8 protein-coding genes and 1 tRNA gene are annotated in these 11,952 nt (G+C 48.3%); 4 read left to right on the top strand and 5 right to left on the bottom strand.

Annotation, left to right across the window (positions count from 1 at the left end; genetic code table 11):
• Both NZ772_04990 and NZ772_04985 read right to left on the bottom strand, forming a co-directional pair.
• On the bottom strand, positions 1–956 hold a 956-nt coding region (locus NZ772_04990; protein MCS6812915.1), incomplete at its 3' end, for a TIGR03943 family protein.
• Positions 957–960: 4 nt separating this feature from the next.
• Positions 961–1,986 carry a permease gene (locus NZ772_04985; protein MCS6812914.1) on the bottom strand — a complete coding sequence of 342 codons (1,026 nt, stop codon included), beginning with the start codon at positions 1,984–1,986 and terminating at the stop codon, positions 961–963.
• Between the two features lie 380 nt (positions 1,987–2,366).
• On the opposite strand from NZ772_04985, the gene NZ772_04980 reads away from it, so the two are divergent.
• On the top strand, positions 2,367–3,854 hold the full coding sequence (locus NZ772_04980) for a glycosyltransferase family 2 protein (protein MCS6812913.1): 1,488 nt from the start codon (positions 2,367–2,369) through the stop codon (positions 3,852–3,854).
• A 72-nt stretch (positions 3,855–3,926) separates the two neighbouring features.
• On the opposite strand, the gene NZ772_04975 is transcribed toward NZ772_04980, so the two are convergent.
• A tRNA-Ser gene (locus NZ772_04975) sits at positions 3,927–4,013 on the bottom strand.
• Between the two features lie 85 nt (positions 4,014–4,098).
• On the opposite strand from NZ772_04975, the gene NZ772_04970 reads away from it, so the two are divergent.
• Positions 4,099–5,886, top strand: a complete 1,788-nt coding sequence (locus tag NZ772_04970; GenBank protein ID MCS6812912.1) for a mechanosensitive ion channel — start codon at positions 4,099–4,101, stop codon at positions 5,884–5,886.
• 11 nt (positions 5,887–5,897) lie between these two features.
• On the opposite strand, the gene NZ772_04965 is transcribed toward NZ772_04970, so the two are convergent.
• Entirely contained in the window at positions 5,898–6,197 is a 300-nt protein-coding gene (locus tag NZ772_04965) for a circadian clock KaiB family protein (protein ID MCS6812911.1), read from the bottom strand.
• Between the two features lie 401 nt (positions 6,198–6,598).
• Here NZ772_04965 and NZ772_04960 point away from each other — a divergent pair, with 401 nt between their 5' ends.
• On the top strand, positions 6,599–9,775 hold the full coding sequence (locus NZ772_04960; protein MCS6812910.1) for a CBS domain-containing protein: 3,177 nt from the start codon (positions 6,599–6,601) through the stop codon (positions 9,773–9,775).
• The gene (locus NZ772_04955; protein ID MCS6812909.1) at positions 9,753–10,844 is read left to right on the top strand and encodes a response regulator; all 1,092 of its coding nucleotides are present in this window, start codon (positions 9,753–9,755) and stop codon (positions 10,842–10,844) included. Before NZ772_04960 ends, NZ772_04955 begins: the two co-directional genes overlap by 23 nt.
• Positions 10,845–10,870: 26 nt before the next feature.
• On the opposite strand, the gene NZ772_04950 is transcribed toward NZ772_04955, so the two are convergent.
• A partial coding sequence (locus NZ772_04950) for an ATP-binding protein (GenBank protein ID MCS6812908.1) occupies positions 10,871–11,952 on the bottom strand: 1,082 nt, incomplete at its 5' end.

The raw sequence follows: 11,952 nt of genomic DNA, 5'->3' as shown, positions 1-11,952 counted from the left end.
ACCCCTTCCACTTCAAACCATTGATCGGGGGGAAACGCACTACGATCGCTGGGCAGCCTAACAGGCAACCCTACAGGATAGACATCTGCAGCACAACAGGTAATGACAAATCGAGAAATCAGTAAATGGGTTGCCGGAAAGTTGGGAGGGTGTACGACAAACCCTTGAACTTTTGCCCGCTGGCCACTGTAGGCATCGGGTTCAGGGTAAGCTGCTAACGTTCTCACCCAGTCAGTGATGGACTTACTTTCGGGAGCAACATGAGTGCGAAAAGTTTGAGGTTTAACACGAGTCAAGGGAATAGCATCTGTAATGCCACGCTGAATAGCGGTTTGACTAGCAAAGGCACGGGGTTCAATTACTAAACCTAACACTGCTGTGACTACTAACAACACAATGCTGAGGATGGGCGGAAACAAGGAAACATGAGCAGCCGACGACCGTGTATCCTCATTGCCAGGATTTGTCATCATCACTAGCAGTTTCAAAACTGCAACCACCATCAGGGTAACGCCAGCAAAAATAGTTAGCCCCAGGTAATTGGGATGAATGAGAAGAAGCAATTTACCGGTTCGCCAGTAGCGAAATAGCAGTATCGCCCAAGCGACGATCGCGACGGCATCTAGTATAGGAGAGGTAGCAGAAGCTGCTGAAGGTGAGTTAGGTGCACTACGAGCGTGGTTAGGCTTGGGCTTGTAGCCTCGTCGTCGGGGAGAGGATACTGTTTCCCCAGACATCTCTATTGCTAGAGAACTATGACGGCGCTGGGCACGGCGATCGCTACTCTTCAGTAGAGGTGTCAACAGACTTGGTGGATGGTTCTGGTCTGGATTGAACCGCTGCCGCAGTGACTCCAAAAAGCCTATATTCCCGACTGAGCGACGACTAGCCTGCTCCTGCCTGAGACGGCGAATCCGATCCTTGCGGCTGATGCGATGGGGGCGTGGCTGTGCCATTGATCTAGCTCACGTAAAGATTCAAGAACAGCGTGGCAAGCAACGTTAATTGCCCTGCCAAGAGAAATAGATAAATAATTGCTCTTGGTCTGAAGATGGATAGCATGAGACCAATTGCCTTCAGGTCAATCATAGGGCCAAAGACTAAGAATGCTAACAGGGATCCTGTAGTGAATATGGACGCAAAGGATAGGGCAAAAAAAGCGTCTACTGTAGAACAAATGGAAACAACGGCAGCAAGCCCCATCATTGCCAACACAGAAGTCATTGGGCCTTGGCCTAGGCTCAGGATCCAGTCACGAGGAACAAAGACTTGAATGCTAGCAGCGATCGCACTCCCAATGACAAGCACACCCGCCAATTCCCGAAACTCCTGAATTGTGTTGTCAAGTAATAGTCCTAGCTTCTTGCCCAGCGGCAAACGCCCCACAGAAAAATTCACTTGAGTCAACATCTCTGGCGTATCTAGCTGTAGCAAAGAGCCAGACCGACCCCCTAGCAAAAATGTTCCCGACTGTAACAGAGCAGTTCCATCAGCAGAGAGTTTCTCTGTGCGAGGCGTAGCTGGCATGATGCGAGTAACCGCAGGTTGCAGCAGTGGACGCATATCAGTCTGGGCACTAAAGATCCAAGCGATGACAATTGCTATACCCAGAGATAAGCCAACCCGCCATGCCACAATTTCTGGTTGATCGCGAAAGGCAATCCACGTTGCCCAAACTACTACAGGATTAACGGTTGGTGCTGCCAACAGGAACCCGATCGCAACCGCTGGTGACACCCCTTGCATCAACAAACGCCGAGCTACAGGCACATTGCCACACTCACATACCGGGAACAAAAACCCTATACAGCTACCGATGATGGAGCCAAGCAGAGGATGCTTAGGCAGGGTGGCAATTAGCTTGCGTTCATCCACAAAAAACAGCAACACCCCAGAAAATAACACCCCCAGCAGCAAAAATGGCATAGCTTCCACTAGCAAGCTGAGAAACAGGGTGAAGGCACTGCTCAGTTGTTCAACCTTCATGCATCTAGCATCTTGTCTAACACAACAACGTTAAAAGCCACGTCAAAAGTCATTAGGCTAACGGATACATCACCTCACACCCACAATCATCCATAGCATTTTCTCCATTACTCATGCAGTCTAGACCGGAGAAACGCAGACATGGACATTAGATACTACATACTAGCAGCACTGTTACAACCTCGTTAGCCCGTTTTGCGGATTTGTCAGGAATGTTGATAACCAAAAGCAACCAATTGTTGTTAACAGAGTTTGCTATCACTGGAGTTGCTGTTTGGGTGAATTAGAGACGTACCAGCTTGCTATCACGTATGACAACCAACTTATCGCTAGAATAAATAGCATCTCAGCTAATCTATCGAGTGTGAGCTAGTGCTTATATGCCAGAAAATTCCTGGTCTGAGGAGACATCTTATAGTCCCCTCGAATCATTAGATTCTTTGTTACCCAGTGCTGAAGAACCTGAACTATCATCTACCCCATCCTCTACCACCAATATGACTTATCACTATGGTGGACGTAGACGCAAAGCAGCGCTGGTGTTGATTGTGATTTGGAGTGGTACGATCGCCCTACATTTTGTGTCATGGAGTATTTGGCTGGTATTAGGGTTAACTACCCTGATGAGTGTTCACGCCCTACGTATCTTTCTTAGCCAGCCAGCACCACCTATGCCACCATTATCCGATGAGGATTTAGCCGATGTAGCATCCTTGCCCTATGTGTCCCTATTGGTAGCCGCTAAAAATGAGGAAGCTGTCATTGGGGATTTAGTCAAAACTCTATGCACGTTGGACTATCCCCAAGAGCAATATGAACTGTGGGTCATTGATGACAATAGCAGCGATCGTACTCCAGACATTCTCAAAACCCTTACCTGTGAATATCCTCAACTACATGTTCTGCGTCGGGGCGCTGATGCGACGGGTGGCAAATCTGGTGCCCTAAACCAAGCTCTGCCACTGACAAAGGGCGACATTATTGCCGTGTTCGATGCAGATGCTCATGTTTCTAGGGATTTACTGCGGCGGGTGTTGCCCCTGTTCCGGCAAGAGCGTGTGGGTGCAGTGCAAGTGCGGAAGGCAATCGTTCAAGCAGAGCTAGGTGGCAAGGCTGCCCAAAATCTTTGGATTCAGGGTCAGTCTTCAGAAATGCTGGTAGACAGTTTTTTCCAGGAACATCGAATTGCGATCGGCGGCACTGGTGAGTTGCGGGGTAATGGTCAGTTTTTACGGCGTACAGCACTAGAAAGTTGCGGTGGTTGGAATGAGGAAACTATTACTGATGACCTAGATCTCACTATCCGTTTGCACCTCAACCAATGGGATATTAATGTGCTATCGGATCCACCTGTGTTAGAGGAAGGAGTGACCCGAGCGATTGATCTGTGGCATCAACGCAATCGTTGGGGTGAGGGGGGGTACCAACGCTACCTAGATTATTGGCAACCTATCCTGCAAAATCGCATGGGCACCAAAAAAACGATTGACCTTGCTGTGTTCTGGATCAGCCAATACTTTGTGGCCACTTCATCCATCCCAGACTTACTGATGTCAGTACTCCGCAACCGATTACCAATTTTTACACCGATTACCATTCTGACTATTACGCTGTCTGTTGTTGGCATGTTTTTGGGGTATTCTCGCCAGCAGCGGCAATTGAAGCAAGCCGATCTGGGTATGGCTACGAATCAGGCTATCCAACTGCCACCATCCTTGCTGGTCTATAACCTGTTGCGCAGTATTCGAGACACCATCTACATGTGCCACTGGTTTCTAGTCATGGCTACCATCATTGTGCGAATTTCGATTCGTCCCAAGCAACTGAAATGGGTAAAGACCGTTCATCAGGGTGTGGGAGCGAGCTAGGGAGCCTACGGGTTAATACCTGGTATGTAACTAGTTGGATCCAACTGTAAGGTAGCTGTATTCCTATGGGAACGGAGAGGGGGGGATTCGAACCCCCGTTGAGTGTTACCCCAAACCTGATTTCGAGTCAGGCGCATTCAACCGCTCTGCCACCTCTCCTAATGCATTCCTATCTTAAAGGATTATTGCCTTAATCGATTATTGCCTACAATCATGGGTGTTGCTCACGCCAACTTGACACAGCATGAATTTAACCATCTTTAACCGCATGGTGCGTTGGGCGATTGTCATTGCCTTAGCTTGGCTCATGCTTAGTAGAGGGGGCAGTTCTGCGTGGGGACAGTTTTCCCTCTCACCGAGTGGATCATCGGCTGTACCCCCGCCCTATGGGGTTACCCGCCTTGGTAGCATTGAAGTCACAACTGTGCGATTCAATGGTGCAGCATTGTTTGAGATTGTGTCACCAACAGTGCCCGATCGTGCTAACACTGGGTCATTGATTCCTGTAGAAGCTAGAGCCAGCTTGATTGAGGCTAACTTAAGGCGAGTTGTGATGACCAACCCAACTGTAAGCATAGTCCGTCTGCACCAAGCTCGGCCTCACATTACCCCAGAAAACTTGCAGGTCAATGCTGCCATCTTAGGAGGACAAACCGTCTTGACTGTATCTGGCCCTCCGCGATCGCAGTCGCATATTCTGCTGACAGTGACTCAGCTTGATGCTGACTACTATGGCTTGTCGATCGCAGAACTAGCTGCCAAATGGCGTGATATTCTGCAACAAGCCTTAACTAAGGCTCTTGAAAACCGCCAACCCCAAAAAATTCGGCAACGGCTCCAGGTTGGAGGTGTAGTTGTAATTGCTGTCGCCATCATTAGTTTTGGCCTGACCTTTCTGCAAGGTTTTCTCAGCCGCTACAGCGATCGACTCCAAGAGCGAGAAGTTGGCCTAGATGAAGAGTTTCGCAATACCCTGGGGAGCACTAACGACTTCTCTATCAATCATCGCTTACTCATCCTTGCCCATTCTGGTAAGCGCCTTACACTGGAACTGCATCAAGGGCTAGTGGCATTTTTACGATGGTTGCTATTTTGGGCGCAAGTTCTGTTGTGGTTTGTCGCCGTACAGATTGTGTTACAGGCTACTCCTTATACCCAGCCCCTTGCAGGTTGGCTCAGGGAAACTCCCCTAATCGTGCTACTGATCTGGTTTGGGACGGGTAGTGTTAATTGGTTGGGCACTATTGCGATCGACCGTCTTGCCGCAGTTTGGCGACGCAATGACCTCTTTTCTGTTGACAGTGCTCAACGGCGATCGCTACGAATCTCCACAACTATTCGTGCATTGAAAGGACTAAAAACCTTCTTAGTCTACACCATTGGCATTGTTAACATTTTACACGTCTTGCGAGTGCCCACTAGTTCAGTACTGGCATTTGGAGCCATTTTGGGTATTGCTATCTCCTTTGGTTCTCAAAGCCTGGTCAAAGACTTAGTTAATGGCTGCCTGATTCTGTTAGAAGACCAATATGCCATTGGCGATGTGATTGCGGTTGGCAATCTGGATGGACTTGTAGAAAACATGAATCTCCGCATTACCCAGATTCGTAATGCTGAAGGACGCTTGATTACTATACCTAACAGTACGATCGCTCAGGTAGAAAATCTAACTCGAAGTTGGTCACGGGTTGATTTCACTATTGAAGTGGCCTACGATTCTGACGTTAACCACGTTCTAGATGTTACTCGCCAGGTAGGGCATGACCTATATGTTGACCCTGACTGGCACGAACTATTTGTGGAGGCACCAGAGGTACTGGGGGTCGATCGCTTGGCTCACACGGGTATTTTGATTCGGGTGTGGATCAAAACCCAACCTCTGCAACAATGGGCTGTCGGTCGAGAATTTCGGCGACGTATTCACATGGCCTTCCAACGTGAGGGTATTGCCATTGGTGCTCCCCAACAACGCCTCGTAGAGAAGTTTGCAGCTCAAGCTAATAATAGCTCTACCGCAAATGGAAATTCCTGACTAGGAAGTAGTTAGCGATCGAACTTTATACGTAACGTCATCAACACCTGGTCAATGTTTGATAAATCCCCAACAAATCGCTGAACAGGCGGTGGAGATAGTTTTATCAGCGTAGGTGTAGCACTGACTCGATCTACCTCGGTCAGTTCTATATTGGTATAAATATCTACAATATCAACGTCGCAGTTACCGGCAATACGTTCAGTCATGCGATAAAAATTGTTGATCGCACGAGTAGATTTTGGCTCATCAATTCCGGCGATATACAACCGAAAGTTATAGGCTTCATCTTGTTGGGATGATATGGACATATCCAACCCAAGGGCAACACAGTGGTCTAGACAGAGTCGTCTAGACGGGTTCCAATGATACGAACCGTAACATTCCGTAACCATCGTTACTTTTTCTGTAAAGAAAATTTAAGACACATTAAGTTTGTATTAAGAATTTCTAAAAGAGCATGTTGATGTCCATCTAGTGTGAGACTAAGCTCCGAGCTGGTTTAAATGCCTACTCTCCATAGCTCTCATTGCCCCTAGGTGTTGTTTGTTGTATCGCGAGTGATAATGCAACAATCGGTTGGGAATGCTAGGACTTGTGGCAATGCTGTCACATTGCCCATGATGCGCTTAACTAGTTTGGGGGGTTGCTCGTGTATCGGTTTACACTATCCGGCTCAGATCCTAGTTCTCTTTGCAACTACTCAAGAGCGTTGATTAACCAGCAGTTTCTCACGGTTACGCCAGATACTCCTCTGATAGACACGGTTACTCAGATGGCGAATGCTGATGAGGGCGTGCTAGCAAGTTGTGTACTCGTGGTGAATCATGATGCCCTGGTAGGAATTTTGACTGCATGGGATGTAGTGCGGCTAATTAGTCACCATACCTCACTAGAAGACGTAGTTGCTAAGGACGCAATGACTCATCCTGTCATCACCTTGGCAGAAGCAGACTTGGATCATCTCTGCAAAACGCCATCAGTGTTTTATCAACAGCAAGTCCGGCATTTGCCTGTGGTTAACCAACAGGAAGCTCCCATTGGTGTGATTACCCCTGCAAGCATTCAGCGGGCGTTACCCCTGTCTAACCTAGAGAAGTTGCGTCATGTTGGGGATGTGATGACAACTCAGTTTGTGGCTGTAGGTATAGATACTGCAATTATTGACCTGACCCAATTAATGACAGACCAGCGCCTAAATGGGGTCGTGGTTGTATCTAGCAAACCTAATGGCGATCGCTCACCAATTGGGATTGTTACTTCGCAAGACATTGTTAGGTTTCGCGCCTGTGGGCTACCCCTAAAAAGCACTGTAGAAGCTGTAATGCACCCTCTGACAGTTCAGCTACGGACTGCTAATTCGCTTTGGCTTGCCCATCAAGAAATGCGTCAGCAGCAGCTACCCTGCTTACCAATCGTCAATGGTGATGGTGTGCTGTTGGGTGTCATCTCCGATATGGATATTTTGCGAGCTAGTGATCCAACAGAACGATATCAATCCGGTCGGCAAGTTCAACAATCTATGCAACAGCTCAAGGTCGATCGTTTGCATGTCTTACAACACCGCGCCCTAGAGCTAGAGCGCCTAGTGCAGGAGCGCACAGCCCAACTAGAGGAACAAGCGAAATGCGATCGCCTCTTAGCAGCAACGACCATGCAGATTCACCAGTCTCTAGACTTGCACACTATCCTCTCCACTACAGTTTCGGAAGTCCGACGCTTACTCAATGCTGATCGCACCATCATCTGTCGCTTTGATGTTAGTAACCCTGCTGACCAGTACAACCCTGTTACAGAGGGTATTATTGCCATGGAGTCTGTCTTGCCAGCATGGGAGTCGATGACTGGTCATGCCATCCCGTGCAGTTGCTTTGACCCCTATTGGTTCTCTGCTTACCGCAATGGTCATTCACGAGTGATTAACGATATCTATCGTGCAGGGCTGCCTCAGAGTTATGTTGACCTGATGACGCAATTTCAGGTGCGCTCTAGTCTAATTGTGCCGATCGTCATGGGCAAGCGCCTTGCCACCCTGCCTATAGCATCGAATACTGCAACTGATGATACTCAACAGCCATTACCAGCCGTCTCTGCCCATCCATCAGCCCCGGCAGATCTTTGGGGGTTGTTAATTGTTCATCAATGCGCTAGTCACCGCCAATGGAAAACCTGGGAAGTAAATCTACTAGAGCAACTGACCAAACAGGTGAGTATTGCTATTCATCAGTCAGAGTTGCACCAGCAAGTGCAAACAGAATTGCAGGAACGCCGACGGGTGGAGGCAGAACTAGCCAACATTCTCAGGAACTTGGAACAAACGGTGCAGGAACGCACAGCCTCGTGGCAAGAGGTCGCTGATCGACTCATTTTAGAAATAGCAGAACGCAAACGGGCAGAAACAGAACTACAGCACACAACGGATCACCTCCGTGCTGTATTGGATGCTGTACCTGGGTTAGTATTCTGGGTTACCGCTGATCTCCGATATTTAGGAGTAAACCGTCACATGGCCGACACCTTTAACTTGCCACCGGTGGAATTTGTTGGTCAGCCTGTAGGATTCTTGCATCTTGGTTCTCAACTAACCGACCTGTTAGCTGATTTTTTTGCTAGTCCTAGGTCAACCATCAACCAAGAGATTGAAATCAGTTTTAATGGCAACTGCCATGCTTACTTAATTGTGGCGCAAAAGTATAACAACAACCAAGCAGCCATCGTTGTCGGGATTGACATCACCGATCACAAACGAGCAGGTATGGCGCTGCAAGCTAGTGAAGCTAAGTTCCGCGATCTAGTTGAGCAAACTAACGACTGGGTGTGGGAAATCGATCTGGGTCTTAACTTTACCTATGTCAATCCTCGTGTTTACGATATTACGGGCTATGACCAAACAGAGATTTTGGGCCGAAGTATGATTGACTTCATGCCCGATGATGAAACGGTGCGAATGCATACCCTACTCAGCTATCACATTCATCACCATCAGCCGTTTAGTCAGATAGAGGCCACATTTATTCATAAGGCAGGGCAGACGATCGTCCTAGAAATTAGCGGCACTCCTGTGCTGAATACAGACGGGAAACCCCAAGGTTATCGAGGTATCACTCGTGACATCACTGAGCGAAAGCAGGTAGAGCGCGATATCCGCAAAGCCTTAACTAAGGAAAAGGAACTGAATGAGCTGAAAACCCGATTTATTACTATTGCATCTCACGAGTTCCGCACACCACTGACTTCAATCTTGGCCTCGGCAGAGTCGATCGAGCGCTATTACACCAAATGGCCCATGAGCAAACAAATCACCGTGCTCCGGCGAATACAGTCTGCTGCTAAGCATATGGCTGTCTTACTCAACGATGTGCTGCTAGTGGGCAAAGCTGAGGCTGGTAAGTTGAGCTGTAACTTGGGCATTCTAAATGTAGAAGATTTCTGTGCAGACTTGATTGATGAGGTTTGCCCTGAAAATCAGCAAACTCAGCGGATTAAGTTCACAAGCTGCGGCGACTGCACTAACCTGTTGCTAGATGAAAAACTACTCCGCCATATTTTGACAAACCTATTGTCAAATGCGCTGAAATATTCACCACCAGATACTGTTGTGCAGTTAACGCTGAGCTGTAACGACAGCCAAGTGGTCTTTCAAGTTCATGATCAGGGCATCGGCATCCCTGCCAATGACCAGAAGCGTTTGTTCGAGTCATTTCATCGGGGAGCCAATGTGGGCAACATTCCAGGCACAGGGCTAGGACTGACGATCGTCAAAAATGCGGTAAAAGCACACGGCGGCGAGATCACAGTTTCTAGTCAAGCAGGGATTGGCACAACGTTTACTGTATTGATTCCACAAACACAAGGAGCTACGACCAGTGAAAAGGATTCTGGTAATTGAGGATGAACTTGACCTGCGCAACAGCATCTTGGACATTCTAGATGCTGAAGGATTCTATGCTATAGGTGCTGAAAATGGTGCCGTTGGGATTCAGTCTGCCCAAGACTTCCATCCAGACCTAATTTTGTGTGATGTTATGATGCCGGAATTGGATGGCTACGGTGTGCTCACCCAGCTACGCCATAATCCTAAAACGGCTACTGTTCCCTTTTTGTTTCTTACTGCTAAGGCTGATCGGTCAGACGTGCGTCAAGGTATGGACTCTGGAGCTGACGACTATCTGACCAAACCCTTTACCCATGATGAGTTGTTACAGGCAATCGCCGCTCGTCTGGACAAACAGGCCGTCATTGAGCGGAAAACCCAAGAAAAACTGGATGATCTGCGCCACAACATTAGCCTAGCCCTGCCCCACGAGTTAAATACAGCACTCAATGTCATTTCGGGAATGGCATCCATCCTAGTCGAAGAGTATGATTCGATCGCCCCTGCCGAGTTGTTAGAGATTGCTGAATCAATCCAAGAGGGAACCAAGCGCCTACACCGTCTGGTTTATAACTCCCTGCTGATGGTAAAGTTGGATTTATTGGCTACTAACCCTCAGCAATGTCAGGCGCTAAGACAGGATCGCTTAGAAGATACTGAAGCCGTGATTGCGGAGATTGCTATGCAAAAGGCTGAGCAGTACGATCGCAAGGGTGATTTGAAGCTAGAGTTGCACCCTGTAGCAGTTCAGATGTCTGAATGGAAATTGAAGAAACTGCTGGAAGAATTGCTAGATAACGCCTTAAAGTTCTCTCAGCCCGGTTCAGCGGTGCAGGTTTATAGCTCTTATCATAATCAGCAATTTGTGCTGCATGTCATCGACTATGGTTGCGGCATGACCGATGAGCAGATTGCTAGTGTGGGGGCCTATATGCAGTTTGATCGATCCCTTCGTGAGCAGCAAGGCGTGGGCCTAGGGTTAGCAATTGTCAAGCGGCTAACTCAGCTTTATGGCGGTGATTTCAGTATAGAGAGCGTTCCTAGTAAGCAAACGATTGTGCGGGTCGCCCTACCATCTGCTTAAGGTTGCTTTTTAGCTTGTGTCCAAAATTAGCCCAGCTTGGTGTGATTTGCAACGTTCTGGACATCGCTCTGAGCACCGTTGATAGCTAGGTCTGCTCGCAAAAAGTCAATAAACTGACGAGCTGTGCGCCCAGAGCGACCGTTATAACGAGTTGCCCACTGCAATGCATAGTGGTCTAAGGTTTGGGAATCGAGGGTAATGTGAGCTTGGTCAGCTAACGCATGGACGATCGCTAGGTAGGTAGTTTGATCAGCCGGTTCAAAGGTAAGTGTGAGTCCAAAGCGATCGCTAAAAGACAATTTTTCCTGAACAGTATCCCAGGCATGAACTTCGTCACTCTGGCTGGGAGACGGGCGATCGCTCAAAAACTCGCGAACTAGATGCCGTCGATTAGATGTAGCATAAACCACTACATTGGGAGCTTTTGCTACCACGGATCCTTCCAATACTGCTTTGAGTGCTCTGTAGTCATCGCCATCCTCTTCAAAGGACAGGTCATCGACAAACAGAATGATTTTCTGGGGAGCATCTCGTAGCAATTCGATGATTGTCGGCAGATCCTTAAGATCTGGTTTGGCTACCTCAATCAACCGCAAGCCACGGTCACCAAACGCCGACACCAGCGATTTGACCAGGGAAGACTTGCCTGAACCTCGGCTACCGTAGAGCAGTACATTCTGGGCTGGGTAACCTGCTAAGAGAAACTCTGTATTTTTAAGTAACTGCGATCGCTGCCACTCATAGCCCACTAAGTCAGTGGGATAGATAACGTCGGGGTGTAAAACTCCTACTAACTGTCCCTGCTGCCAACGCAATGTCCGGTATTCGCCCAACAGCCCGATGCCATGCTGCCGATAATGAGCAGCTAGGGTAGGCAAATCAATTGTCCAGTCCTTTGAGTTGTGTAACCAGGCTGCATCCACCCTGCCTAGCTCTGGCTCATACCAAACAGGAGCCGTGGGCAGGTCAGTAATTTGTTGGATCCAGTCACCAATTTGCCGCCCCTCCCGCCGATACAAACTTTGGAGAACCTGAAGATCATGCTTGGCAGCAGCAATTAGGCTTACAGGCAGCTCACTAAGCGGTTTGTGCTGAGCTTGTCGGGTGA

The sequence above is a fragment of the Cyanobacteriota bacterium genome (genome assembly GCA_025054735.1).
Classification (GTDB): domain Bacteria; phylum Cyanobacteriota; class Cyanobacteriia; order SKYG9; family SKYG9; genus SKYG9.
This window is presented reverse-complemented; position numbering and strand designations above follow the sequence as displayed.